Origin of the sequence: Pseudonocardia sp., assembly GCF_035305885.1 — a bacterium.
Classification (GTDB): domain Bacteria; phylum Actinomycetota; class Actinomycetes; order Mycobacteriales; family Pseudonocardiaceae; genus Pseudonocardia.
Genome location: NZ_DATGOP010000076.1, coordinates 42,613 through 66,343 on the forward strand (window position 1 = coordinate 42,613; position 23,731 = coordinate 66,343).

Annotated in this window: 33 protein-coding genes and 1 tRNA gene; 17 read left to right on the plus strand and 17 right to left on the minus strand. The window is 73.7% G+C overall.

The window, feature by feature from the left end:
- Positions 1 to 61 precede the first annotated feature (61 nt).
- From VKZ81_RS16015 to VKZ81_RS16030, 4 genes are all read left to right on the plus strand, one after another.
- The gene (locus tag VKZ81_RS16015) at positions 62 to 433 is read left to right on the plus strand and encodes an STAS domain-containing protein (RefSeq protein WP_324242365.1); all 372 of its coding nucleotides are present in this window, start codon (positions 62 to 64) and stop codon (positions 431 to 433) included.
- Between the two features lie 78 nt (positions 434 to 511).
- Complete coding sequence (locus tag VKZ81_RS16020; RefSeq protein WP_324242366.1) at positions 512 to 952, plus strand: ATP-binding protein; 441 nt, start codon at positions 512 to 514, stop codon at positions 950 to 952.
- The gene (locus VKZ81_RS16025; RefSeq protein ID WP_324242367.1) at positions 949 to 1,728 is read left to right on the plus strand and encodes a SigB/SigF/SigG family RNA polymerase sigma factor; all 780 of its coding nucleotides are present in this window, start codon (positions 949 to 951) and stop codon (positions 1,726 to 1,728) included. Before VKZ81_RS16020 ends, VKZ81_RS16025 begins: the two co-directional genes overlap by 4 nt.
- A gap of 34 nt (positions 1,729 to 1,762) precedes the next feature.
- Positions 1,763 to 2,986 (plus strand): NAD(P)/FAD-dependent oxidoreductase, encoded by a 1,224-nt coding sequence (locus tag VKZ81_RS16030; RefSeq protein WP_324242368.1) that lies wholly within the window; start codon positions 1,763 to 1,765, stop codon positions 2,984 to 2,986.
- 19 nt (positions 2,987 to 3,005) lie between these two features.
- Here VKZ81_RS16030 and VKZ81_RS16035 read toward each other — a convergent pair whose 3' ends face one another.
- Positions 3,006 to 3,227 (minus strand): DUF3618 domain-containing protein, encoded by a 222-nt coding sequence (locus VKZ81_RS16035; protein ID WP_324242369.1) that lies wholly within the window; start codon positions 3,225 to 3,227, stop codon positions 3,006 to 3,008.
- Between the two features lie 80 nt (positions 3,228 to 3,307).
- Here VKZ81_RS16035 and bcp point away from each other — a divergent pair, with 80 nt between their 5' ends.
- The gene (gene bcp / locus VKZ81_RS16040; protein ID WP_324242370.1) at positions 3,308 to 3,775 is read left to right on the plus strand and encodes a thioredoxin-dependent thiol peroxidase; all 468 of its coding nucleotides are present in this window, start codon (positions 3,308 to 3,310) and stop codon (positions 3,773 to 3,775) included.
- Positions 3,776 to 3,779: 4 nt separating this feature from the next.
- Here the strand turns inward: bcp and VKZ81_RS16045 are convergent, their stop codons facing one another.
- Positions 3,780 to 5,102, minus strand: a complete 1,323-nt coding sequence (locus VKZ81_RS16045) for a 6-phospho-beta-glucosidase (protein ID WP_324242371.1) — start codon at positions 5,100 to 5,102, stop codon at positions 3,780 to 3,782.
- Complete coding sequence (locus VKZ81_RS16050) at positions 5,099 to 5,875, minus strand: DeoR/GlpR family DNA-binding transcription regulator (protein WP_324242372.1); 777 nt, start codon at positions 5,873 to 5,875, stop codon at positions 5,099 to 5,101. The genes VKZ81_RS16045 and VKZ81_RS16050 overlap by 4 nt, the downstream gene beginning before the upstream one ends.
- A 149-nt stretch (positions 5,876 to 6,024) precedes the next feature.
- Between VKZ81_RS16050 and VKZ81_RS16055 the strand changes: the two genes are divergently transcribed.
- From VKZ81_RS16055 to VKZ81_RS16080, 6 genes are all read left to right on the plus strand, one after another.
- Complete coding sequence (locus VKZ81_RS16055) at positions 6,025 to 7,167, plus strand: carbohydrate kinase family protein (RefSeq protein WP_414709389.1); 1,143 nt, start codon at positions 6,025 to 6,027, stop codon at positions 7,165 to 7,167.
- Between the two features lie 9 nt (positions 7,168 to 7,176).
- Positions 7,177 to 8,532 (plus strand): extracellular solute-binding protein, encoded by a 1,356-nt coding sequence (locus VKZ81_RS16060; protein ID WP_324242373.1) that lies wholly within the window; start codon positions 7,177 to 7,179, stop codon positions 8,530 to 8,532.
- Complete coding sequence (locus tag VKZ81_RS16065; protein WP_324242374.1) at positions 8,525 to 9,445, plus strand: carbohydrate ABC transporter permease; 921 nt, start codon at positions 8,525 to 8,527, stop codon at positions 9,443 to 9,445. Before VKZ81_RS16060 ends, VKZ81_RS16065 begins: the two co-directional genes overlap by 8 nt.
- Positions 9,442 to 10,242 carry a carbohydrate ABC transporter permease gene (locus VKZ81_RS16070; protein WP_324242375.1) on the plus strand — a complete coding sequence of 267 codons (801 nt, stop codon included), beginning with the start codon at positions 9,442 to 9,444 and terminating at the stop codon, positions 10,240 to 10,242. Before VKZ81_RS16065 ends, VKZ81_RS16070 begins: the two co-directional genes overlap by 4 nt.
- Before the next feature lie 16 nt (positions 10,243 to 10,258).
- Positions 10,259 to 10,618 (plus strand): MmcQ/YjbR family DNA-binding protein, encoded by a 360-nt coding sequence (locus tag VKZ81_RS16075; RefSeq protein ID WP_324242376.1) that lies wholly within the window; start codon positions 10,259 to 10,261, stop codon positions 10,616 to 10,618.
- Positions 10,619 to 10,664: 46 nt separating this feature from the next.
- A tRNA-Leu gene (locus VKZ81_RS16080) sits at positions 10,665 to 10,739 on the plus strand.
- Between the two features lie 7 nt (positions 10,740 to 10,746).
- On the opposite strand, the gene VKZ81_RS16085 is transcribed toward VKZ81_RS16080, so the two are convergent.
- On the minus strand, positions 10,747 to 11,403 hold the full coding sequence (locus VKZ81_RS16085) for a TVP38/TMEM64 family protein (protein ID WP_324242377.1): 657 nt from the start codon (positions 11,401 to 11,403) through the stop codon (positions 10,747 to 10,749).
- A gap of 92 nt (positions 11,404 to 11,495) precedes the next feature.
- Between VKZ81_RS16085 and pcaC the strand changes: the two genes are divergently transcribed.
- A complete protein-coding gene (pcaC, locus tag VKZ81_RS16090) occupies positions 11,496 to 11,894 on the plus strand; it encodes a 4-carboxymuconolactone decarboxylase (protein WP_324242378.1) in 399 nt (132 codons plus the stop codon).
- 108 nt (positions 11,895 to 12,002) lie between these two features.
- On the opposite strand, the gene rdgB is transcribed toward pcaC, so the two are convergent.
- Together rdgB and rph are read right to left on the minus strand one after the other, a co-directional pair.
- Positions 12,003 to 12,599 (minus strand): RdgB/HAM1 family non-canonical purine NTP pyrophosphatase, encoded by a 597-nt coding sequence (gene rdgB / locus VKZ81_RS16095; protein WP_324242379.1) that lies wholly within the window; start codon positions 12,597 to 12,599, stop codon positions 12,003 to 12,005.
- A gap of 4 nt (positions 12,600 to 12,603) precedes the next feature.
- Complete coding sequence (gene rph, locus VKZ81_RS16100; RefSeq protein WP_324242380.1) at positions 12,604 to 13,356, minus strand: ribonuclease PH; 753 nt, start codon at positions 13,354 to 13,356, stop codon at positions 12,604 to 12,606.
- A 56-nt stretch (positions 13,357 to 13,412) separates the two neighbouring features.
- Here rph and VKZ81_RS16105 point away from each other — a divergent pair, with 56 nt between their 5' ends.
- The gene (locus tag VKZ81_RS16105) at positions 13,413 to 13,907 is read left to right on the plus strand and encodes a DUF2231 domain-containing protein (RefSeq protein WP_324242381.1); all 495 of its coding nucleotides are present in this window, start codon (positions 13,413 to 13,415) and stop codon (positions 13,905 to 13,907) included.
- Here VKZ81_RS16105 and VKZ81_RS16110 read toward each other — a convergent pair whose 3' ends face one another.
- The 8 genes from VKZ81_RS16110 to VKZ81_RS16145 all read right to left on the minus strand — a co-directional run bounded on the left by VKZ81_RS16110 (position 13,908) and on the right by VKZ81_RS16145 (position 18,847).
- Complete coding sequence (locus tag VKZ81_RS16110) at positions 13,908 to 14,693, minus strand: MBL fold metallo-hydrolase (RefSeq protein ID WP_324242401.1); 786 nt, start codon at positions 14,691 to 14,693, stop codon at positions 13,908 to 13,910.
- Entirely contained in the window at positions 14,693 to 15,094 is a 402-nt protein-coding gene (locus tag VKZ81_RS16115) for a hypothetical protein (RefSeq protein ID WP_324242382.1), read from the minus strand. The genes VKZ81_RS16110 and VKZ81_RS16115 overlap by 1 nt, the downstream gene beginning before the upstream one ends.
- A complete protein-coding gene (locus VKZ81_RS16120) occupies positions 15,087 to 15,449 on the minus strand; it encodes a hypothetical protein (protein ID WP_324242383.1) in 363 nt (120 codons plus the stop codon). The genes VKZ81_RS16115 and VKZ81_RS16120 overlap by 8 nt, the downstream gene beginning before the upstream one ends.
- A 118-nt stretch (positions 15,450 to 15,567) precedes the next feature.
- The gene (gene murI / locus VKZ81_RS16125; RefSeq protein WP_324242384.1) at positions 15,568 to 16,395 is read right to left on the minus strand and encodes a glutamate racemase; all 828 of its coding nucleotides are present in this window, start codon (positions 16,393 to 16,395) and stop codon (positions 15,568 to 15,570) included.
- 10 nt (positions 16,396 to 16,405) lie between these two features.
- Positions 16,406 to 17,035, minus strand: a complete 630-nt coding sequence (locus VKZ81_RS16130; protein WP_324242385.1) for a rhomboid family intramembrane serine protease — start codon at positions 17,033 to 17,035, stop codon at positions 16,406 to 16,408.
- A 53-nt stretch (positions 17,036 to 17,088) separates the two neighbouring features.
- Positions 17,089 to 18,039, minus strand: a complete 951-nt coding sequence (locus VKZ81_RS16135; protein WP_324242386.1) for a PLP-dependent cysteine synthase family protein — start codon at positions 18,037 to 18,039, stop codon at positions 17,089 to 17,091.
- 27 nt (positions 18,040 to 18,066) lie between these two features.
- A complete protein-coding gene (locus VKZ81_RS16140) occupies positions 18,067 to 18,345 on the minus strand; it encodes a MoaD/ThiS family protein (RefSeq protein WP_324242387.1) in 279 nt (92 codons plus the stop codon).
- A gap of 46 nt (positions 18,346 to 18,391) precedes the next feature.
- Positions 18,392 to 18,847: a M67 family metallopeptidase gene (locus tag VKZ81_RS16145; protein ID WP_324242388.1), complete on the minus strand. Its 456-nt coding sequence runs from the start codon at positions 18,845 to 18,847 to the stop codon at positions 18,392 to 18,394.
- Between the two features lie 75 nt (positions 18,848 to 18,922).
- Here VKZ81_RS16145 and VKZ81_RS16150 point away from each other — a divergent pair, with 75 nt between their 5' ends.
- Complete coding sequence (locus tag VKZ81_RS16150; protein ID WP_324242389.1) at positions 18,923 to 19,201, plus strand: Rdx family protein; 279 nt, start codon at positions 18,923 to 18,925, stop codon at positions 19,199 to 19,201.
- A gap of 690 nt (positions 19,202 to 19,891) precedes the next feature.
- A complete protein-coding gene (locus VKZ81_RS16155) occupies positions 19,892 to 20,038 on the plus strand; it encodes a hypothetical protein (protein ID WP_324242390.1) in 147 nt (48 codons plus the stop codon).
- 32 nt (positions 20,039 to 20,070) lie between these two features.
- Here VKZ81_RS16155 and VKZ81_RS16160 read toward each other — a convergent pair whose 3' ends face one another.
- Together VKZ81_RS16160 and clpS are read right to left on the minus strand one after the other, a co-directional pair.
- Entirely contained in the window at positions 20,071 to 20,625 is a 555-nt protein-coding gene (locus VKZ81_RS16160; RefSeq protein ID WP_324242391.1) for a DUF2017 domain-containing protein, read from the minus strand.
- Positions 20,622 to 20,918, minus strand: a complete 297-nt coding sequence (clpS, locus tag VKZ81_RS16165) for an ATP-dependent Clp protease adapter ClpS (protein ID WP_324242392.1) — start codon at positions 20,916 to 20,918, stop codon at positions 20,622 to 20,624. The genes VKZ81_RS16160 and clpS overlap by 4 nt, the downstream gene beginning before the upstream one ends.
- 56 nt (positions 20,919 to 20,974) lie before the next feature.
- On the opposite strand from clpS, the gene VKZ81_RS16170 reads away from it, so the two are divergent.
- Positions 20,975 to 22,276 carry a nicotinate phosphoribosyltransferase gene (locus VKZ81_RS16170; RefSeq protein ID WP_324242393.1) on the plus strand — a complete coding sequence of 434 codons (1,302 nt, stop codon included), beginning with the start codon at positions 20,975 to 20,977 and terminating at the stop codon, positions 22,274 to 22,276.
- A gap of 4 nt (positions 22,277 to 22,280) precedes the next feature.
- On the plus strand, positions 22,281 to 22,829 hold the full coding sequence (locus VKZ81_RS16175; RefSeq protein WP_324242394.1) for a nicotinamidase: 549 nt from the start codon (positions 22,281 to 22,283) through the stop codon (positions 22,827 to 22,829).
- A 22-nt stretch (positions 22,830 to 22,851) separates the two neighbouring features.
- Here the strand turns inward: VKZ81_RS16175 and VKZ81_RS16180 are convergent, their stop codons facing one another.
- Positions 22,852 to 23,724: a thioesterase family protein gene (locus VKZ81_RS16180; RefSeq protein WP_324242395.1), complete on the minus strand. Its 873-nt coding sequence runs from the start codon at positions 23,722 to 23,724 to the stop codon at positions 22,852 to 22,854.
- Between the last annotated feature and the right edge of the window lie 7 nt (positions 23,725 to 23,731).

Consider the following 23,731-nt stretch of genomic DNA (forward strand, 5'->3'; position numbering starts at 1 on the left):
ACAGGGGTGTTGGCACCGGGAGCAGGATGTATGGTCGGCCGCCCGAGCGCGGAGGTGCGTGATGAACGAATCGACCCAACCCTGCGCCGATTTCCTGGAGACGTCGCTGACCCGGCCGCGCCCGGGCGCCGTCGTCCTGACGGTTCGCGGCGAGATCGACACGCTCACCGCGCCGGAGTTCACGGCCGCCACCGACGAACTGCTCACCTCATCGGGCGAGATCCTGGTGATGGACCTCACCGATGTGCGGTTCCTCGCGTCGAGCGGCCTCGCGGTGCTGATCAGCGCGGCGCACCGGGCCGAGGACCGCGGCACCCGGCTGCGCCTGGTCGTCACCAGCCGTGCGGTGCGCCGTCCGCTCGAGATCACCGGCACCGCCGGGATGTTCGACCTGTACCCCGACCCCGAGTCCGCTTGCGGGGGGCGCGATTGAACCCCAATGCGGCAGGTAGCAAGATGAACCCGCCGGTGCCGTGACCGCGCCCGGCTGACCGGAAGGAGACCCGGCAGCGTGTCCGATCTGGACTCCCCCTCGCCCGCCGACGCACTCGACGGGGCATCGACCGTGGAGGTCCGGACGTCGGCCAGCGCCGCGCTGATCCCGACGATCCGCGCGGTCGCGTCCGACCTCGCCGCGCGGGCCGACTTCGACCTCGACGCCATCTCCGACCTGAGGATGGCCGTGGACGAGGCCTGCGCGACGCTCGTCGACGTCGCCGCCCCCACTTCGTGGCTGCGGTGCACGTTCCTGGTGCGCCCCGAGCGCATCGAGGTGCACGCGCAGGTGCAGACGAAGCACTCCGACGCCGTCGTCTCCACCGACACCTTCGGCTGGCGGGTGCTGCAGACCCTCGCCGACGAGGTGACCGTGCACCACGACCCCGGGGTCGACGGTGCCGGGCCCACCGTGGGCATCCGGTTGGACAAGCGCTCCGGCGACGTGATGCGGTGACCCGAGCAGACCCCGAGTACGGACACCTCTCGCCCCTCCTCGAGCGCTACGCTGCGCTCCCGGCCGACCACCCCGACCGGGAGCAGCTGCGGGACGAGCTCGTGCGCGGCTTCCTCCCGGTGGCCCAGCACATCGCCCGCCGTTTCTCCAACCGCGGTGAACCCCTGGACGACCTCGTGCAGGTCGCGACCGTCGGGCTGATCAACGCGATCGACCGGTACTCCCCCGAGCGCGGCACCGACTTCTTCTCCTTCGCCGTGCCCACCATCAGCGGTGAGGTCCGGCGCCACTTCCGCGACCTCGGCTGGTCGATGCGGGTGCCGCGGCGGCTGAAGGACCTGCACGTCTCGATCAACAGCGCCGTGTCCGAGCTGTCGCAGAACCTCGGCCGGGCACCCAAGCCGAGCGAGATCGCCGAGCGGCTGGGTGTGCCCGTGTCCGAGGTGCTGGAGGGCCTGGAGGCCTCCGAGGCGTACCGCAGCTCGTCGCTGGACGAGATGCTCTCCTCCGAGCAGGGCAGCGCCACGGTCGGCGAGCTGGTCGGGGAGGCCGACGCCGAGCTCGACCGCGTCGACTTCCGGCAGGCGCTGCGCCCGGTGCTCGCCGAGCTCGCCGAGCGCGAGCGCACGATCGTGCTGTTGCGGTTCTTCGGCAACATGACCCAGACGCAGATCGCCGACCGGGTCGGGATCTCCCAGATGCACGTGTCCCGGCTGCTCGCCCAGACCCTCGACCGGTTGCGCACGCGGCTGGACCCCGAGACCCGCGTCGGCTGAGCCTTCGACAGAATCCGGGCCCGGAGGGAGCGTGATGACCGGTCAGCCCGAGCACGTGGTGATCGTCGGCGCCGGGTTGGCCGGCTTCCGCACGGCCCAGCAGCTGCGCGCGGCCGGGCTGCAGGGCCGGATCAGCCTCGTCGGCGCCGAACCCCACCCCCCGTACGACCGGCCACCGCTGTCGAAGCAGGTGCTCACCGGCGAGTGGGAGCCGGACCGCACCTTCTTGGCGGGCCCCGACACCTTCGACGAGCTGGGGGTCCGCACCCACTTCGGCAACCCGGCCGTCGCCCTGCGCCCGGGCGAGCGCGACCACGAGCTGGAGCTGGCCGACGGCGCGGCCCTGCACGCCGACGCCGTCGTGATCGCCACGGGGCTGGTGGCGCGCGAGCTGCCCGACCAGCCGGCGCACGTGCACACCCTGCGCACCCTCGACGACGCGCTCGCCCTCCGCGCGACCCTGGAGAGCGCGAAGTCGTTGCTGGTCGTCGGCGCGGGGTTCATCGGGGCCGAGGTGGCGAGCTCGGCCCGTACGCGCGGGGTCGACGTCACGGTCGTCGAGGCGCTCGATGTGCCCGCCGCCCACGCGCTCGGCCCGCAGCTGGGCCCGGTGGCGGGCCGGCTGCTCACCGAGGGCGGGGTGGAGCTGCACACCGGCGCCGCGATCACGCGCTTCGCCGACGCGGCCGAAGGCGTCGCGGTCGAGCTCGCCGACGGCAGGAGGCTGGCCGCGGACGCCGCCGTCGTCGGGATCGGCGGCGTGCCGCGGCTGGAGTGGCTGGCCGACACCGGGGTCGACGGCTCCCGCGGCCTGGCCTGCGGACCGACGGGCCGGGTGCACGGCCTCGACGGCGTGTGGGCGGTCGGCGACGCCGCCGCCTGGGACGACCCGGTGCACGGGGGCCGGCACCGGCACGAGCACTGGACGAGCGCGGGCGACCAGGCCGCCGTCGTGGCCCGGGACATCCTCGGGGCCCCGCCCCCGCCACCCGCCGTGCCCTACTGCTGGTCCGACCAGTTCGGGATCAAGATCCAGATCCTCGGCCGCCCGGAGCTGGGCGACGAGGTCGTACCGCTGCACGGCGCGGGCCTCGACGGTGGGCCGGTGCGCGGGACGGTCGCCGCCTACCTCTCGGGCGACAAGGTGGTGGCGGTCGCCGGGTTCGGCGCCGCCCGCCTGGTGGTCCGCTACCGCCCGCTCGTGGCCGCGAACGCCCCGGTGTCCGAGCTGAAGGCCACCGCGGCGGCGCTCTCCTGACCGGCCCCCGCGGGCGCGGTCAGCGGAAGAGCTTGCGGAGCAGGGCGAACGCGATCAGGGCACCGAGGGCCATCAGGCCGTAGCGGATCCGCGGGTCGGCGAGCCGGTGCTGCACGCTCTCCTTGCCCGCGTCGACGAGGTGCTTCGGGTGGGCGCGCTCGGTGAGCTCGTCGAGGCTCTCCGCGAGCGCGTTCCTCGCCTGCTCGATCTCGCGCTGGATGGTGTCCGGGTCGCGGGGCACGACGCCTCCTGGTGCTGCGGTCGACTGGTGTTGCGGAGGGTGCCACCGTAGATCAGCGGCTGGGGTGCCAGTATCGCGGCATGACCACCCGTCTGGCCCCCGGCGACACGGCTCCCGACTTCACCCTTCCCGACGCGGACGGCAAGCCCGTGTCGCTGTCGGACTACCGCGGCCGCCGGGTGATCGTCTACTTCTACCCCGCGGCAGGCACGCCCGGCTGCACGAAACAGGCCTGCGACTTCCGCGACAACCTCGCCGAGCTGAATGACGCCGGGCTCGACGTCATCGGCATCTCGCCGGACAAGCAGGCGAAGCTCGCGAAGTTCCGCGACTCCGAGGGCCTGACGTTCCCGCTGCTCTCCGACCCCGACAAGGACGTCCTCACCGCGTGGGGCGCCTTCGGGGAGAAGACGATGTACGGCAGGACGGTCACCGGCGTCATCCGCTCGACGTTCCTCGTCGACCCGGAGGGCAAGATCGAGCGGGCGCTCTACAACGTGCGCGCGACCGGGCACGTGGCGAAGCTGCGCAAGGACCTCGGCATCTGAAGCCCTACCGGAGGACCTCGGCGATCCCGGGCAGCCGCTCGCGGTAGCCGTCGAGGAGCTGCTTGGCCACCCCCACCGAGTCGACGAGCGGGTGCTGGGCGAAGGCGCGCAGCGCCAGCGTGGTCGAGCGGGTGACCGCGGCCTCGATCGTGTCCTGCTCCACCGCCTTGACCTGCTGCAGCAGGCCCAGCATGGCGCCCGGGAGCGGGTTGGTGGAAAGCGGCGTGACGCCGTGCGGGCCGACCAGGCAGGGCACCTCCACCACCGCATCGGCGGGGAGCCCCGGCACGGCGGTGCCGTTGCGGACGTCGAGGATCATCGTGCGCGGCGGCCCGCCCGACAGCGCGGTCATGAGCTCGATCGCCACCTGCTGGTAGCCGCCGCCCGCGACGTCCTCGGCCGCCCGCTCGCCCGCCCCGCTGGCCTCGCGGCTCTCGGCCATGTAGCTGGCGTCGCGCTCCTCCCGCACCCGCGTCCAGCGCTCGAGGGCGCCCGCCGGGTCGGCGGCGGTGTCGGCGTAGAACCGTTCCTGCTGGGCGAGCAGGTACTCCCCGCGCGTGCTGTCCGCGGCGCCGATCGCCGCCACGGCCTCCCGGTTCCGGTAGAAGTAGTACAGGTACTCGTTGGGCAGCGCCCCGATGGCGCGCACCCAGTCGGCGCCCACCAGCCGCACCTCCTCGATGGAGGCGAGCGCCGCGTCGTCGGCCAGCAGGTCGGGCAGCCGGTCCACGCCGTCCACGCGCAGCCCGCGCAGCCATCCGAGGTGGTTGAGCCCGACGTAGTCGACGACCCGCTCGCCGCCCTCCAGCCCAAGCGCCCGCGCCGCCCGCTTCACGAGCCCGATCGGCGAGTCGCAGATGCCGACGACGCGCTCACCGAGCACCCGCTGCATGGCCTCGGTGATCATCCCGGCGGGGTTGGTGAAGTTGATGACCCAGGCGTCCGGCGCGACCGCGGCCACCCGTTCGGCGACGCGCAGCGCGACCGGCACGGTCCGCAGCCCGTAGGCGATGCCGCCGGGGCCGGTGGTCTCCTGGCCGAGGACGCCGCACGACAGCGCCACCCGCTCGTCCACGGTGCGCCCGGCCAGCCCGTCCACCCGGATGGCGGAGAACACGAACCGGGCGTCGCGCAGGGCGTCGTCCAGGTCGGTCGTCGCCCGCACCGGCGGGCCGCCCGCGGTCTGCTCCAGGACGGCCTGGATCGCGGCCAGTCGCTCGGGTGCGACGTCGTGCAGGACCACCTCGCGGATCGGGGAGGTTTCCCCCAGCGCCCGGTAGACCAGCGGGACGCGGAAGCCGCCACCACCCAGGATCGCGAGCTTCACGAGTTCTCCCCGGCGGCCGGGGCCAGCCGGATCTCGGTGCCTGCCGCCTCGCAGGCGGCGAGCGTGTCGGCGTCGGCGCCGGAGTTCGTGACGATCACGTCCACCTTCTCGGGCCCGCACACGGTGAGCAGGCCGGTGCCGGGGAACTTGCCGCGGTCGGCGACCACGACGGTCTGCTCGGCCGCCTCGATCATCGCCCGCTTGACCGGGACCTCGACGAGCGTGGAGTCGCGCACCTCGCCCTCGCGGGAGATGCCGCTCGTGCCGAGGAACAGCCGGTGCGCGCGCACCTCGCGCAGCGCCTGCTCGGTGAGCATGCCGACGAGCGAGCGGTAGTTGCGCCGCAGGATGCCGCCGAGCACGAGCAGCTCGACGGCCGGGTCGTCGCGCAGCTCGTCGACGACGGCGAGGCTGCTGGTGATCACGGTGATCCGCCGCCCGCGCAGGGCCCTCGCCAGGCGGGCGGTGGTGGTGCCGATGTCGATCAGCACGACCTCTCCGTCCTGGACGAGGGCGGCCGCCGTCCGTGCGACGCACTCCTTGTCGTCGGCGGCCACGGTGGCGACCTGCGCGAACGGCACCGGGTCGTCGTCCGGGACGCACCCCGCACCGCCCCGAACGCGACGCAGCGCCCCCTCGGCGTCGAGCGACTGCAGGTCGCGCCGGATCGTCGAGGGGCTCACGCCGAGGTTCTCGGCCAGCGCCTCCACCGAGACGACGCCGGAGGAGCGCACCAGGCGCAGGATCTCCCCGTGACGGCTCGCCGGAAGCACGCGCATACCGTAACCCAAGAAGAAGCAGCCGACCAAGCAGCGATGAGCAACTCCGATCACATCTGCGCAAATTTGCGCACGAACAGTTGCCTGTTGCGCAGCTCGGCGGCACTATCCCGGCAGACGAGCCGACGGACAGGTGGTGCAGCGTGACCAGCGCGATCGTGGAGACCCCGCACGAACCCGTGTGGTGGGACCCGCTCGCCGACCTGCGCGACGCCGACTCCCCCGCGATCGACGTGTTCATGTCCGGCACGGTGTTCCTGGACATCGTGTTCACCGGCCTGCCGACGGCCCCGGAGGCGGGCACCGAGGTGTGGGCCTCGGGCATGGCCTCCTGCCCGGGCGGGATCGCCAACCTCGCCGTCGCCGCCGCCCGGCTCGGGCTGCGCACCAGCCTGGCCGCGGGGTTCGGCGACGACGTCTACGCCGACTTCCTCTGGCAGACCCTCGCCGACCAGGAGCGCGTCGACCTCTCCCGGTCCCGGCGGTTCACCGAGTGGCACTCCCCCGTCACCGTGTCTATGGCCGTGCAGCGCGACCGCAGCATGGTCACCCACGGCCACGACATGCCGATCAGCTTCGACGAGCTGATCGGCACCCCACCGCGCAGCCGCGCCGTCATCACGAGCATCGGTGAGGGCGCGGGCGCCCCGGTCCTGCCGGACTGGGTGGCGCGGGCCCGCAAGGAGGGCGCGCTCGTGTTCGCCGACGCCGGCTGGGACCCGACCGGCGTCTGGGACCCGGCCCTCCTGCGCACGCTCTCCGGCTGCGACGCGTTCATGCCCAACGCCGTCGAGGCCATGCGCTACACCCGCACCGACAGCCCGCAGGCCGCCGTGCGCGCGCTCGCCGAGCACGTGCCGCTCGCGGTCGTCACGATGGGCGGCGACGGGGCGATCGCGATCGACGGCGTCACCGGCGAGACGGCGGAGGTGCCCGCCCTCCCGGTCGACGCGCTGGACCCCACCGGGGCCGGTGACGTGTTCGGCGCGGCCCTCGTGCTCGGCACCATCGCCGGCTGGCCGCTGGAGCACCGCCTGCGGTTCGCGGGCGTCTCGGCCGCGCTCGCCGTCCACGAGTTCGGCGGCTCGCTCGCCGCGCCCGGCTGGGGCGACATCGGCGACTGGTGGCGCCGCACCCGCGCCTGCGCCGCCGAGGGCAACCCCACGGCCGTCGAGCTCGCCTCTCGCTACGGGTTCCTCGAGGACCTCGTGCCCCGCACGCACGTCTGCGGCGTGCGCCGCGCCGCCGCCACCATCGCCCGCCACTCCGACGTCACCCGCCCCTGAGGAGTCCTCATGACCAGTCGTCGCGTCGCCGTCGCCGCGCTCGCCGGAGCGCTGGGCCTCCTCGCGGCGGCCTGCACACCGGGGTCGGAGAACGCGGCCGCGCCGCCGCCGACCGAGCGCGAGGTGCAGACCGACATCGCCTCGCTCGGGCCGGTCACGCTCACCGTGTGGGACCAGGAGGTCCGCGGCGGGCAGAACGAGCAGATGGAGCGGCTCAACGCCGCGTTCCAGGAGCGGTACCCGAACGTCACCATCGAGCGCGACTCGCGCTCGTTCGACGACCTCACCACGACCCTGCGCCTCGCCCTGTCCAGCAACGACGCCCCCGACGTCGTGCAGGCCAACAACGGCCGCGCCGACATGGGCGCGTTCGTGGCGGCGGGCGAGCTGCTGCCGTTGACGCCGTGGGCCAACGCCTACGGCTGGGACCAGCGGTTCCCGGACTCGGTGCGCCAGTACGTGAGCTACACGACCGACGGCAAGGTCTTCGGCGAGGGCGAGATGTACGGCCTGCCGCAGGTCGGCGAGGTCGTCGGCATCTACTACAACGTCGCGGAGCTGCAGCGGCTCGGCATCGCCGTCCCCACGACGTGGGAGGAGTTCGAGGCCGCGCTCGCCGCGGCCAAGGCCGCCGGGGCCACCCCGCTCGCGCTGGGCAACGTCGAGGGCTGGCCCGCCCTGCACGTGTTCGGCACGGTGCAGAACCAGCTCGTGCCCGCCGACCAGATCAGCGACCTCGCGTTCGGCCGCAAGGGCGCCTCGTGGCTCACGCCGGAGAACACCCAGGCGGCGCAGCGCGTCGCGGAGTGGGCGCAGGCGGGCTACTTCAACGAGGGCGTCAACGGCATCGACGACAACCAGGCGTGGCAGGCGTTCGCCCGCGGTGAGGCCGTGTTCCTCATCGGCGGCTCCTGGTACGCGCCCGACCTGGAGGCGGCGATGGGCCAGAACGTGCGGTTCATGCCGCCCCCGGCGGCCGCGGGCCGCCCCGTGTCGGCCACCGGGGGCACCGGCCTGCCGTTCGCGATCACCAGCGCCAGCGACGTGCCCGACGTCGCCGCCGCCTACCTGGACTTCATCACCAGCCCCGAGGCGATGCAGGTGCTCACCGAGACCGGCAACCTGCCCGTCGTCGACACCGGGGCGCAGACCCCGCCGCCGGGGCTGTCGGAGGACGTGTTCGCCGCGTTCTCGGCCGTCGCCGAGGGCGGCCAGCTGCTGCCCTACCTCGACTACGCCACCCCGACCATGGGCGACACCATGGGTGCCGCGCTGCAGGAGCTGATCGCGGGCACGCAGCCGCCGGAGGCGGTCCTCGCGACGGTGGAGGCCGACTACGCCGCCTTCGTCGAGCAGAATGGCTGACACCCTCGTCGCGAGCACGGCGAGGGGCGGTTCCGCCGCGAGGAGGGACCGGCTCGGGCCGTCGCCGTGGCACGCGCTGGCCTACGTGGCGCCCGCGCTCGCCGTGTACGCGGCGTTCGTGCTCTACCCGCTGGGGCGCGCCGTGCACCTGTCGCTGTTCGACTGGGACGGGCTCACGCTCGCCACGTTCGTCGGGCTCGGCAACTACGTCGAGGTGGTCACCGACGGCGACCTGCGGGCGGCGTTCGGGCACACGCTGGTGCTGATCGTGTTCTTCGCGCTCTTGCCCGCGGCGATCGGGCTGGTGCTCGCCGCGCTGCTCACCCGGGCGCGGGTCCGCGGCCTGCCGTTCTTCCGCACGGTCGTGTTCCTGCCGCAGGTCGTGGCGATGGTCGTGGTCGGCGTCGCGTGGCGGCAGCTCTACGCCCCCGACGGCTCGGTCAACGACTTCCTCGAGCTCGTCGGCCTCGGCGGCGTCACCCGGGCCTGGCTGGGCGACCCCACGTTCGCGCTGCCCGCCGTCGGCGTGATCGGCACCTGGGTGCAGACCGGGCTCGTCACCGTGCTGCTCATGGCGGGCATCAGCCGCATCCCCGACCAGCTCTACGAGGCCGCGCGCCTGGACGGCGCCGGGCCGGTGCGCGAGTTCTTCGCGATCACGCTGCCGTCGGTGCGCGCCGAGCTCGCCGTCGCGCTCACGCTCACCGTGATCGCCGCGCTGAAGACGTTCGACCTGATCTACATCACCACCGGCGGCGGGCCCGGGAACCGCACCTCGGTGCCCTCCTACGAGGTCTACAACCGCGCGTTCCGGCTGGGCGAGGTTGGCTCGGCGGCGGCCGTCGGCGTCACGCTCACGATCATCATCTTCGCGATCAACCTCGCGGTCGCCCGGATCGGTGAGCGCCGGTGATCTCCCGCGCCGAGCGCACGGCCAATTACGCGATCCTGCTGCTGTTCGCGACGTTCGCGCTGTGGCCGATCCTCGCGATCCTCGCCACGGCGCTCGGCCCCGACGACGCGGGCGGCGCGGGCGGCCTCGCGAACTTCCCCGCCGCGTGGGAGCAGGGCCGGTTCGCCGGCTCGATGCTCACCAGCATCGCGGTGTCGGCGTTCGTCGTGGTCGTGGCGGGCGTGCTGTCGATCATGGCCGGCTACGCGTTCGGCACCATGCGGGTGCCCTGGGCGGGCGTGCTGTTCCCGGTGTTCCTGCTCGGGCTGATGGTGCCCACCGAGGTCATCGTCGTCCCGCTCTACTTCGACCTGCGCACGTTCGGCCTCACGAACACGTTCTGGGGCATCGCGCTGCCGCAGGTGGCGCAGTCGGTCGCGTTCGGCACGTTCTGGATGCGGGCCTACTTCCGGTCCCGGCCCCCGTCGCTGATCGAGGCGGGCCGCCTCGACGGCGCGAGCTCGTGGCGCATCCTCTGGCAGATCCTGGTGCCGCCGGGGCGCCCCGCGATCGTGACGATGGTGGTGCTCACGTTCATGTGGACCTGGAACGAGTTCCTCATCCCGCTCGTCATGGCCACCGACGCGTCCCTGCGCACCGCCCCGCTCGGCCTCGCGTTCTTCCAGGGTCAGTACACCTCCGGCTACACGCTGCTCGCGGCGGGGGCGGTGATCGTCGCGGCCCCGGTCGTCGTCGTGTACCTGTTCCTCCAGCGGCACTTCATCCGGGGCATGCTGGAAGGCGCCGTGCGGGAGTGAGCCGAGGGGGTTCGAGGTGGCGACCGAGGACGACGTGCGCCGGATCGCGTGCGCGTTGCCGGGGGTCGAGGAGATCCCGAGCGAGGGCTTCGACTTCCGGGTGGGCGGCAAGGGGTTCGTGTGGTCCTACCCGGAGCGGGTGCCGGGCAAGCGGCGCGTGATCCGCACCGACGTCGCGGTCCTGTACGTGGGTGACGAGGCGGAGAAGCAGGCGCTCCTGCTCGGCGAGCCCGAGCTGTTCTTCACCCATCCCACCTACGACGGCCTGCCGCTGGTGATGGTGCGGCTCGAGGAGGTCGACGAGGCGCGGTTGGCGGAGCTGGTGCTCGACGCGTGGCGGATGCGCGCGCCGGCCGAGCTCTCGGCGGAGCGGTGACCAGCGTGTGCGGGGCGCGGCGGGCGACCCCGTAGTCTCTCCGCGAGCCGGCGTAGCCCAACTGGCAGGAGGCCCTCGGTTTAGGTCCGAGACAGTGCGGGTTCGAATCCCGCCGCCGGCACTCTCCCCTACCCCTCCGCCACGGGCGGGACCGCGGGCCGCCGCGCCGCGATCAGCGCGCCGGTGAGCCCCACCAGGCCTGAGGTCACCGAGACCAGCAGCATCGCCGGGTGCGGGTCGCCGCCCACCGCGGCGTCGCCGAGGATCACGATCCCGATCGTCCCCGGCAGGACACCGAGCACCGTGCCGAGCAGGTACGGGCTGAACCGGATGCCCGACAGGGCCGCGGCGTAGTTCATCGCCGAGAACGGCACGGCCGGGATCAGGCGCAGCGACACCATCGCGAGCAGGCCGCTGCGGTCCAGCCGGACCCGCACCCACGTCATGACGCGGTGGTCGGCGTGCTTCCGCACGAACCGGCCGCCCAGCAGCCTGACCAGCCAGAAGGCGACGGTCGCGGCGAGCGCGGTGCCCGCCACCGCGAGCAGCACGCCGCCGAGCCCGCCGAAGAGGACGCCCGCGGCCACCGTGAACACGGTGCGGGGCACCGGGACGACCGTGACCATGCCCTGCAACAGCACGAACAGCACCGGCGCCCACAGGCCCGCGGCCTTCACCGCCGTGCGGACGTCCAACAGGTCGGTGCCGGTGCGGTACATCAGGAACGCGACGACGGCGACCACGAGCACCGCAGCGCCCACCGCGGCGAGACGTCCCCAGCTCACCCGACCGAAGGTACCGACGTCCGCGACCGGGCGGGCGAGAAGGGTGGTGACCGCCACCGACAGTTGACCTCCGCGACGACTACGGTGCGGGCGTGACCTCGGAGCAGCGCACCCTCGACCTCGACCCCGACGGCCTCGCCGTGCGCCGCGAGGTGCTCGGGTCGAAGCACGTCGACGCCGCGATCGCCCGCGCCGACGCCACCACGGCCGACTTCCAGGAGCTCATCACCCGGTACGCGTGGGGCGGCATCTGGACCCGCCCCGGGCTCGACCGGCGGATGCGCAGCGCCATCACCCTCACCGCGCTCGTGGCGCACGGGCACTACGACGAGCTGGAGATGCACCTGCGGGCCGCCCTGCGCAACGGCCTCACCCGCTCCGAGATCGTGGAGGTGCTGCTGCAGAGCGCGATCTACTGCGGTGTCCCGGCCGCGAACTCCGCCTTCGCGGTGGCGCGCCGCGTGCTGGCCGAGCCCGACCCCACCGACTGACCCGCGCCAGAGCGCGACTCGGCCACACCCACACCGCGACTCGCCGGGCCACCCCGCGAGTCGCGGGCTCGGTGCAGGCGAGTCGCGCTCTGGGTGCGTATCGGGAGCTCAGGCCAGGGCGCGCAGGTGCGGCAGCAGCGCGCGCATGGCGCGGCCGCGGTGCGAGGCGGCGTCCTTCTCCTCCGGGCTGAGCTCGGCGGAGGTGCGCTCCTCCCCATCCGGGATGAAGATCGGGTCGTAGCCGAAGCCGTTGGTGCCGCGCGGGGCCCGCGCGATCCGGCCCGGCCACTCCCCGTGCACCACCGTCTCCTTCCCGCCCGGCACCACGAGCGCCGCCGCGCACACGAACGCGGCGCGGCGCCGCTCGTCCGGCACGTCGGCGAGCTGGCCCAGCAGCAGCTCCAGGTTGGCGCGATCGTCCCCGTGGCGGCCGCACCAGCGCGCCGAGAGCACCCCGGGCATCCCGTTGAGCGCCTCGACGGTGAGCCCGGAGTCGTCGGCGACGGACGGCAGGCCGGTGGCGGCCGCGGCGTCCCGCGCCTTGGCGAGGGCGTTCTCGGCGAACGTGGCGCCGGTCTCGGGCGCCTCGGGGAACTCCGGCACGTCGGCGAGGCCGATCACCTCGACCGGGCCGTCGGCGAGCAGGCGGCGCAGCTCGGCGAGCTTGTCGGCGTTGCGGGTGGCGAGCAGGACCTTCACAGCCACATCTTCACGATCGACCCGGCAGCTCGCGCGGGTAGGGCTGGGCGAGCACCTCCGCCTGCAGGTCCGCGAGCCTGCGGATGCCGGCGAGCGCGACGTCGAGCATCGCGTCGAACGTGCTGCGGGTGAACGTGGCGCCCTCGCCGGTGCTTTGGACCTCGATGAGCGTGCCGGTGTCGGTGGCGACGACGTTCGCGTCCACCTCGGCCCGCGAGTCCTCCTCGTAGGGCAGGTCGAGCCGGACCCGCCCGTCCACCACGCCGACGCTGACCGCCGCGACCTGGCACGACAGCGGTTTCGGGTCGGAGAGCGCCCCCTGCGCCCCGAGCCAGGTGACGGCGTCGGCGAGGGCGACGTAGGCGCCGGTGATCGCCGCGGTGCGGGTGCCGCCGTCGGCCTGGATCACGTCGCAGTCGATGGCGATCGTGTTCTCGCCGAGCGCCGCGAGGTCGATGCAGGCGCGCAGCGAGCGGCCGATCAGCCTGCTGATCTCGTGGGTGCGCCCGCCGATGCGGCCCTTCACCGACTCGCGTTCCGTGCGGGTGTTCGTGGCCGAGGGCAACATCGCGTACTCCGCGGTGAGCCAGCCGAGGCCCGATCCCTTCCGCCAGCGCGGCACGCCCTCGGTGACGCTCGCCGCGCACAGCACCTTCGTGTCCCCGAACTCGACGAGCACCGAGCCCGCCGGGTGCTTCTGGAAGCCCCTGGTGATCGTCACCGGGCGGAGCTGGTCGTCCGACCTGCCGTCTGCGCGTGTCACCCGGCCACCCTATGACCGGCGTGAACCCCCGGCGCCGGCCGCCCGTTGAACATGACATGTGGGTCATCGACGGCATCCCGCTGCATCCGCTCGTCGTCCACGCGGTCGTGGTGCTGCTCCCGCTGGCGGCGCTGGGGGCCGTCGTGATCGCGATCAGCCGGGCGCTGCGGCGGTCGCTCGGCCTGCCGGTCCTGCTGGTGGCGCTGGCGGGTGTGGCGTCCGTCCCGATGGCCACGACCACGGGCGAGCAGCTGTTCCTCGCGCTCGGCGGGCAGAACCCGCTCGTCGCCGAGCACCAGCAGCGCGCCTCATGGCTCCTGCCGGTCGCCGTCGCGTTCCTCGTGCTGCTCGCCGCCGGGGTGCTCACCGAGCTGGCCGCGGTGCGCGCCGAGGTCGGCGCGCACGCCGCACCGGCCGCCACCCCCACCCGCTACCGGGTGGCCACCGGCCTGACGGCGCTCGCGGCGCTCGTCGGCCTCGGTGCGGCCGCCGTCGTCGCGTGGGTCGGCCACGCGGGCTCGGCCGCGGCGTGGCAGGGCATCGGCCAGTAGTCAGACCTCGTAGGCCCCGTCGGGCACCACCAGCTCGACGGGCCCGTCGAACGCCGCCGTCGCCTCGGCGAGCAGCTCCTCGCCGTCGTACCACGCGGGCACGTGGGTGAGCAGCAGCCGCCCGACCCCGGCCGCGGCGGCGTGCTCCCCCGCCTGCCGTCCGGACAGGTGGACCCCCGTGGGCGGCTCGTCCCACTGCGGGGTCACGTGCGGCCATGTGGCCTCGCAGAGCAGCACGTCGGCGCCGCGGGCGAGCTGCACGAGCCCCGGGCACGGGCCGGTGTCGCCGCTGTAGACCAGGCTCCGCCCGTCCGCCTCGACGCGCAGGCCGTAGGCCTCGCAGAGGTGGTCGACGCGGCGCGCGGTGAGCCGGGCGGACCCGACCTCGGCCGTGCCGCCGTCGGTGAGCGGGTGGAAGGCGAACACGTCGGTGAGGTCGGTCTCGGCCCGCTCGGCGGCCGACGGCGCGTACGCGGCGGCGAACCGGTCGGGTGCCTCGGCCGGGGCGTGCACCGCGAGCGGCCGCGCGGCCGCGTCGTACGGCGGGTGCGGGTGGTAGCGGCGGTGCACCACGAGCGCGGTGAAGTCGGCGCAGTGGTCGGGGTGCAGGTGGGAGAACGCGACGGCGTCGAGCCGCCACGGGTCGACGTGGCGCTGCAGGGCGCCGAACGTGCCGTTGCCGAGGTCGAGCACGATCCGCGCATCCCCGGCCTCCACCAGGTACCCGGACGCGGGCGAGTCCGGCCCGGGCCCGCTGCCCGAGCACCCGAGCACGACCAGCCGCATCAGCGCCTCCCCGTGTGCCGCAGCCACCACAGACCGATGAACGGGAGCACGAGCGGGATGAACCCGTAGCCCCGCCCGTATGCCGACCAGACCGTGTCGTCGGGGAAGTCACCGGTGTCGAACACGGTGAGCGTCCCGACGACCAGCACCCCGACCAGCTCGAACACCACGGCGCACCAGGCGAGCCTGCGCGCGCCGGGACCGTGACCGGCGAGCCCGATCGTCGCGAGGATGTAGACGACGCCCGCGACGGCCGAGAGCAGGTACGGCACCGGCGCCTCGGCGAACCGGGTCGCGATCTGCACGCCCGCGCGGGCCGTGGCCGACAGCGCGAACACGCCGTACACCGCGATCAGGACCCGCCCGGGGCCGGACGACGTCGCGCGGGCGGCCTCAGGCACCGGGCACCCACAGCCCCTGCAGGCGCCACACCGCGACCGCGGTGGCGATCGCCCCGACCGCGACGACCGCCCCACCCCAGCGCGTGGGTTCGGCGGTGGCGAACTGCGTGGCGATCGGCAGGACGCACACGGACACGACGAGGTAGATGAGGAACGTGGTGGTCTCGGGCAGCGCGGTGCCGGAGAAGACCTGCACGGCGCCGATCGCGGCCTGCAGCACGAGCAGCGCGACGACGAGCCCCACCGCGCGCTTCGTCCACACGTCCGGGGGCCGGTTCAGCACGGTGAGGACCACGCCGTAGACCGCGAGCGCGGCGAGCGCGACCTGGACCACGACGACGAGTGCGCCGATCACGCCGCGACGCTACCCGAGCCCCCACCCGGACCCCGACTCACCCGCACCGAGAGCGCGACTCGCGGACACCCAGGGCGCGACTCGCCGATGTTCCCGGCGAATCGCGCCTGTGCGTGCGTCAGGCGGTGGCGCCCTGCGCCGCCGGGAGGCCGGCGACCTCCCCGATCTCCGGCCCGAGGAACCGCCTGCCGAGGCGGCGGAACGGGGCCGGGTCGCCGGTCGCGAGGAAGCGGTGCGGGCCGGGCGGCGGGCCGGCGGGGTCGCGGGCGAGGTCGTGCTCCATGAGCACGCGCACGACGTCCTTCGCCGTCTCGTCGGCACTGGAGACGAGCGTGACGTCCGGCCCGACCACGATCTGCAGCACGCCCGCGAGCAGCGGGTAGTGGGTGCAGCCGAGCACCAGCGTGTCGATGCGCGCCCGCTGCAGCGGCTCGAGGTAGCCCTGCGCGAGCCCGAGCACCTGCCGCCCGCTGGTCAGCCCGCGCTCGACGAAGTCGACGAACCGCGGGCACGCGACGGCGGTGACCTCCACACCCGGGACGGCGGCGAACGCGTCCTGGTAGGCGCCCGACGCGATGGTGGCGCGGGTGCCGATCACCCCGATCCGCCCGGTGCGGGTGGTGGCGACGGCCCGGCGCACGGCGGGCCGCAGCACCTCGACGACCGGCACCGGGTAGCGCTCCCTGATGTCGGGCAGGCAGGCGGCGGTGGCGGTGTTGCAGGCCACGACCAGCACCTTGACGCCCTGCTCCATGAGGGCGTCGCCGACGGCGAGCGCGTGCCTGCGCACCTCGGCGATCCGCAGCGGCCCGTACGGCCCGTTCGCGGTGTCGCCGACGTAGACGACCCGCTCCGCGGGGAGCTGGTCGATCACGGCCCGGGCGACGGTGAGGCCGCCGACGCCGGAGTCGAAGATGCCGATCGGAGCGTCGGGACCGGGGGCCACGCGGCCGAGTCTAGGCGCGGACGACGGCGGCCCGGTCGGCGCGGGCGACCATCCGGGCCGCGAGCAGCCCGGCGAGGGCCCCGAACAGGTGGGCCTGCCACGACACGCCCGGCTGCCCGGGCAGCACGCCGAGCAGGATCCCGCCCCAGACGAGGAAGAGCCCCACCGCCATGAGGATCTGCAGGGCGCTGCGGGCGAAGAAACCGCGGGTGAGCAGGAAGACCAGCCACCCGAAGATCACGCCGGACGCCCCGATGTGGACCGACTCGGCCCCCGGCGGCATGCCGATGTCGCCGGTGAGCCACACGCCGATGCCGCTCAGGATCCAGATCGTGGCCGTCACCACCACGAACTGCCGGAACCCGCCCGCCATCGCGAGGAACCCGAACACCAGGAACGGCACGGTGTTGCCCAGCAGGTGGGCGAGGCTGCCGTGCAGCAGCGGCGCGAACAGCACCCCGTCGAGGCCGTCGACCTCGAGCGGCTCGATGCCGTACTGCTGGTCGAGCGCGCCGCCGGTGACCGCGTCGAAGGCCTCGACGACGTACAGCCCGGCCGTGAACAGGATCATGAACAGGGCCGAGCCCACCGGGTTGCGGGGGAACACCCGGGCGGTGCGGCGCGGGGCTGGGACGACCATGCCGTCGAGGCTACGCATCCTTCCGGCCCGGTGGGTGGACGAGTTCGGGCGCCTCAGGCCCAGAGGTGGCCCTCGATGCGCTCGGCGGCCTCGTCGAGCTCGCCCGCGTAGGCGCCGGTGGACAGGTACTTCCAGCCCGCGTCCGCGATGATGATCACGATGTCGGCGGTCTCGCCCGCCCCGGCGGCCTTCTCCGCGACGGCGAGCGCGGCGTGCAGGATGCCGCCGCTGGAGATCCCCGCGAAGATGCCCTCCTGCTCCACCAGCTGGCGGGTGCGGCGCAGCGCGTCGCGGCTGCCCACCGAGTAGCGGGCGGTGAGCACGTCGGGGTCGTACAGCTCGGGGACGAAGCCCTCGTCGAGGTTGCGCAGCCCGTAGACGAGCTCGCCGTAGCGGGGCTCGGCCGCCACGATCTGGACGTCCGGCTTGTGCTCCCGCAGGTAGCGGCCGGTGCCCACGAGCGTGCCGGTGGTGCCGAGCCCCGCGACGAAGTGGGTGATGGTCGGCAGGTCGCGCAGGATCTCCGGGCCCGTGGTGCGGTAGTGGGCCTCGGCGTTGGCCGGGTTTCCGTACTGGTAGAGCATGACCCAGTCCGGGTGCTCCGCGGCCAGCTCCTTCGCCATCGCGACGGCCTGGTTGGAGCCGCCCGCCGCGGGCGAGAAGATGATCTGCGCGCCGTACATCTCCAGCAGCTGCCTGCGCTCGAGCGAGGTGTTCTCCGGCATCACGCAGATCAGCTGGTAGCCCTTGAGCTTGCAGGCCATCGCGAGCGAGATGCCGGTGTTGCCCGAGGTCGGCTCCAGGACCGTGCAGCCCGGCTTGAGCACCCCGTCCGCCTCGGCCTTCTCGATCATCGCGAGGGCCGGGCGGTCCTTGATGGACCCGGTGGGGTTGCGGTCCTCCAGCTTCGCCCACAGCCGCACGTGCGGGGCGGGCGAGAGCGACGGCAGGCCCACCAACGGGGTGTCACCGACCGCCTGCAGCAGCGAGTCGTACCGGGCCATGTGTCGCCTCCTGGGGGGCGCTGGGGATCAGCGCATGCCACCCGCGACGGCGGGCAGGATCGTGACGGTCGAGTTCTCGCCCACCGGGGCCTCGAGGCCGCCGGCGAAGCGCACGTCCTCGTCGTCGACGTAGATGTTCACGAAGCGGTGCAGGTTGCCGTCCTTGACCAGGCGCGCCTTGATGCCGCTGTGGCGGGACTCGAGGTCCTCGATCACCTCGGCGACGGTGCTCCCCTTGGCCTCGACGGTCTTCTCGCCGCCGGTGTGGGTGCGCAGGATGGTCGGGATGGACACGGTGACGGCCATGCTGATGCTCCAGGTGGATCGGTCGTGGGTCGGGCGGTGACGGGCGTCAGGCGTGGTCCGGGACGTCGTCTGCGCCCGTGTGCGAGAACATGTAACTCTCCACGACCTCGACGTCTTCCTCGGTGACCACGCCGTCCACGATCCGGAACGACCGGAACTCATGGGTGTCGGGCTCGCGCGTCGACACGAGCACGTAGTGCGCCTCGGGCTCGGAGGCGTAGGAGATGTCGGTGCGCGACGGGTACGCCTCGGTGGACGTGTGCGAGTGGTAGATCACCACGGGCACCTCGCCCCGGGCCTCCATGTCGCGGTAGAGCCGCAGCAGGTCGCCGGAGTCGAACTCGTAGAACGTGGGCGAACGCGCGGCGTTGAGCATCGGGATGAACCGCTCCGGCCGGTCCGATCCCTCGGGGCCGGCGATGACACCGCACGCCTCGTCGGGATGGTCCCGGCGGGCGTGGGCGACGATCTCGTCCACGAGATCGCGTCGGATCACCAGCACACGCCCAGCCTACGTTCCTCCCGCGGGCGAGCGCACATCCCCGGGCGCGGCTCACACCTCTGCCAGACTCGCGGCGTGCCCGCCCCGCGACTCGAGATCACCTACTGCACGCGGTGCCGCTGGCTGCTCCGCGCCGGCTGGACCGCGCAGGAGCTGCTCACGACGTTCCCGGCCGATCTCGGCGAGGTCGCGCTCGTCCCCGGCACCGGCGGGGTCTTCCAGGTGCGGCTCGACGGCGAGCTGCTGTGGGACCGCGCCACCGAGGGCGGCTTCCCCGAGCTCTCGCGGCTCAAGCAGCTCGTGCGCGACCGCGTGGCCCCCGGCCGCAGCCTGGGCCATTCGGACCGGACCTAGCCGTCCGAAGAGGCGTCGTCCGGCGCGCCGCCAGCCACGCTGGACGGGTGCTGGAGACCGGGTGGGGACCGGACTCGCCGGTGGACGACACGGTGCTGCGGCGCTTCGTCTGCACGCGCGCGGAGGCGTGGGAGCCCGCGGTCACCGCGCTGGGTGGGCGCACCGTGCGCCCACCCGACTTCGTCCTGACCGACTTCGGCCGACCCGCCGGGCTGGGCAACGCGGTGACGCTGCTGCGCCCGCTGCCCCCGGACCCGGAACCGCCGGCGCCCTCCTCGACGAGATCGCAGGTGGCCGCGCCGGGCGAGGGGGGTCGGCCTGCTGAGCGCCTGGCCGCCCCCCACCTGCAACCGCGGGGGGCCGGGAGCTGCTCGGGCCCCCGCCGTTCCACCTGCGCCCGCCCGCACGCTCCCGGCGGTGGGCTGCACCGGGGCTCGCGCATCGCCGCTCGCCGACGCCGCGGCCGTCCGCGACGCCGAACGCGTGATCGTCGAGGGCTACCCCTTCCCGGACGTGCCGCCCGCAGCGCTGTTCGACGAGCGCCTGCTCACCGCGGCGAGCCCACTTCGAGGTCGGCTACCTGGACGGGCGCGCGGTGACCGTGGGCGCCCGGCACGTGGCGCACGGCGTGTTCGTCCTCGTGCTCGGGGTCACGCTGCCCGCGGCCCGCACCGCGGCTGCCGGTCGGCGATGGTGCGCTCGCGCCTCCAGGCGGCGCCCGCCCTCCCGGCGGCCGCCCTGTTCAGCGACGACAGCCGCCCCGGCGCCGAGCGGGTCTTCGGGTTCCTGCCGAGCAGCCGGTTCACGCTGTGGGGCCGGTTCCGACCGGTGCGTTGACCGGCCGGCTCGTGGCGCTGCCCCGCGCGGGCTCAGCCGCGGATGGCCATGCGCGTCTGCACCAGCGAGTCCTGCACGAAGGTCAGCCAGTGGTAGACGCCGAGGTGCGCGGCCCGCGGGTCGTCGGCGGGGAGCTCGTCGGGCATGTCCTCGCTCACGTCGAGGGCCGTGCCCAGCGCGAGCCGCACGTCGTTCAGGGCGGCGAGCCACGTGTCGGCCTGCTCGGGCGTGAGCTCGACCCGCCCCCCGGCCTCGGGGAGGGTGTCGAGCACGAGCGCCGCGGCGCTGTCCTTCGCCTCGATCAGCTCGGGCTCGTACAGGGAGCGCATCCCCGCGGAGAGGTCGGGGTCGTCGGTGGAGAAGTCGGGCAGCAGCCGGGCGAGCACGCGGTCGTCGGGGCGCGTGGACGGGCCGGTGCGCATCCCGGTGAGGACGGCCAGCTCGTCGGCGGGGTTCTCCGCGGCGCGCCCGGCGAGCATCTGCCGGATCTCGGTCACGAGACCCCGCAGGACCGCGGCCTCTTGCGGGTCGAAGGTGCCCGCGATGCGCGTCCGGCCGCCGCGGCCCGACTTCTTCCAACCGTTCATGCCTTCTGCATCGTCGCCCAGAGACCGGCGGCGTGCAGCTTCGCGACGTCGGCTTCGATCTTCTCCTTGTCCCCTGACGACACCGCGGCCTTGCCCTTGTGGTGCACGTCGAGCATCAGCGCGGTGGCCTTGGGTTCCGGGTAGCCGAACAGCTTCTGGAACACGTACGTGACATACGACATCAGGTTGACCGGGTCGTTCCAGACGATCGCCTGCCACGGGACGTCGGCCGTCGTGTCCTCGGAGAGGTCCGGCTCCACATGGCGAGTGGGTACGGGTAGCGGCGCGGCCATACATCCATGGTGACACCTCCTCCATTCGGTGCGCACGGCACATAGGCTCTCGATCCATGACTGGCAGTCCGTCGTCGGCCGGTGTGTCCACCGCGCTGTTCACCGACCGGTACGAACTGACCATGGCGGCTGCCGCGCTCGCCGACGGCACGGCCGGCAGGCGGTGCGTGTTCGAGGTGTTCGCCCGCAGGCTCCCGGAGGGCCGCCGCTACGGCGTGGTGGCGGGCACCGGCCGGCTGCTCGAGGCGATCGAGCGGTTCCGGTTCGGCGAGCAGGAGCTCGCGATGCTCGAGGGCGTCGTGGACGACTCGACGCTCGCCTGGCTGGCCGAGTACCGCTTCTCCGGCGACATCGACGGCTACCCCGAGGGCGAGCTGTACTTCCCGGGCTCGCCGATCCTCACCGTCTCGGGCACGTTCGTCGACGCCGTGCTGCTGGAGACGCTCGTGCTGTCGATCCTCAACCACGACAGCGCGGTGGCGTCGGCCGCGGCGCGGATGGTCACCGCGGCGGCGGGCCGCCCGATCATCGAGATGGGCTCGCGGCGCACCCACGAGGCCGCGGCGGTGGCCGCCGCGCGGGCCACCTACCTGGCCGGGTTCGCCTCCACCTCCAACCTGGAGGCGCAGCGGCGCCACGGCATCCCGACCGCGGGCACGGCGGCGCACGCGTGGGTGCTGCTGCACGACGACGAGCTGTCGGCGTTCACGAGCCAGGTGAAGGCCCTCGGCCCGGAGACCACCCTGCTCGTCGACACCTACGACATCCGCCGGGGCGTCGAGCTCGCGGTCGAGGCGGCGGGCACGGGGCTCGGCGCGATCCGGATCGACTCCGGCGACCTCGGCGAGCTCGCCCGCCAGGCACGCGAGCAGCTCGACGCCCTCGGCGCGACCCGCACGAAGATCGTGCTCTCCGGCGACCTCGACGAGTACGCGATCGCATCGCTGCGGGCCGAGCCGGTCGACTCCTACGGGGTCGGCACGTCGGTGGTCACCGGTTCCGGCGCGCCCACCGCGGGGATGGTCTACAAGCTGGTCGAGGTCGACGGGCGCCCGGTGGCCAAGCGCAGCGAGTCGAAGCAGTCGCGGGGCGGGCGCAAGTCGGCGTTCCGCCGCTACAAGCCGACGGGCACCGCCATCGAGGAGGTCGTGCACCCCGCGGCCAACCCGCCTGCGCTGGGGCCGCACGACCGCGTGCTGCCGGTGCCGCTGGTCAGGGGCGGCGAGCGGGTGCCGGACCTGCCCACACTGGAGGAGTCCCGCGAACACCTGCGCGCGGCGCTGGTGTCCGTGCCGTGGGAGGGGCTGAAGCTCTCCCGCGGGGAACCGGCCATTCCGACCGTCTTCGAAGGGATGTGACCCGATGCGCGCCCTGATCGTCGTCGACGTGCAGAACGACTTCTGCGAAGGCGGCTCGCTCGCCGTCGAGGGTGGCGCCGCGGTCGCCGCCGCGATCTCGGGCCACCTGCGCACCGCCCCCTACGACCACGTCGTCGCCACCCGCGACCACCACATCGACCCCGGGGACCACTTCTCGGCCAACCCCGACTTCGTCAAGAGCTGGCCGCCGCACTGCCGCGCGGGCACCCCGGGCGCCTCGTTCCACCCCGACCTGGACGTGGCCCCGATCGAGGCCGTGTTCAGCAAGGGCGAGCACGCGGCGGCCTATTCGGGGTTCGAGGGGAGCGAGCCGGGCGGCAAGGGCCTCGCCGACTGGCTGCGCGAGCACGACGTGGACACCGTGGACGTCGTCGGGATCGCCACCGACCACTGCGTGCGCGCCACCGCCCTGGACGCGGCGCGGAACGGCTTCACCACCAGGGTGCTGCTGCACCTGTGCGCCGGGGTGGCGAAGGAGACCACCGAGCGGGCGCTCGAGGAGATGCGGGCCGCGGGCGTGCAGGTGGCCTGACGCCCGGGCCCGCACGTCCTCGTCAGACCTCGCGCATCCGGAACGGTTCGAGCAGCGCGCCCAGGTCGCCGACCACCCCGTTCTCGTCCAGCACCCGGTGGGTGCCGACGGCGTCGGCGAGGCCGATGCAGCGCGGGCCGTCGAACAGGCCGCAGGCGTAGCGGGCGGTGGTGTCGTCGAGGTCCACCACACCGACCCGCAGCTGGTAGATGCCCGGGTAGCGCACCTCGTCGAGGTACTGCACCGACAGGCTGCTCGGCGCGAGGCCGTCCAGCGGCCCGCCGGTGGGGTAGCCGAGCACGTCCAGGTGCAGCTCGGCCAGCCCGTCGAGGTACCAGCCGGCCAGCCGCACGTTGTTGACGTGGCGGTTGGTGTCCAGGTCGCCGAAGCGGGTGCGCACGTCGAGACGGAACGGGTAGGCCTCGCGCACCCGGCGGGCCGGGTCGAGCCGGGGGCGTTCGACCCGCGGCCCGTCGATCCGCAGTTCCTCGAGGGCGGCACGGACGGGCGCGGGCAGCGGGGACGGCCTGCCGTCGGTGGCGTGCACGCTGACCGACTCGCCGGTGGCCACGCACTCGTCGTCGGCGAAGACGCCGTAGGTGTAGGCGAACGACGACGTGCCGATGTGCGTCACGGCAAGCCCGATCCGGTAGCTGCGCGTGACGCGGAGGGGGGCGAGCACGTCGACGCGCACGGAGGCGAGCAGCAGGCGCATGCGCCCGGTCAGGTCGGCGCCGAAGCGGGTGCGCTCGACGGCGACCCGGGCGTCTTCGAACCACCGCACGAGCGCGTCCCGGCCGATGCGGCGGCTCGGATCGAGGTCGCTGTAGCGGGCCTCGTGCTCGAGCAGGACGGGGTATGCCGTCGGGGGGAGCAGAACTTGCGTGGATGTCACTCCGCCC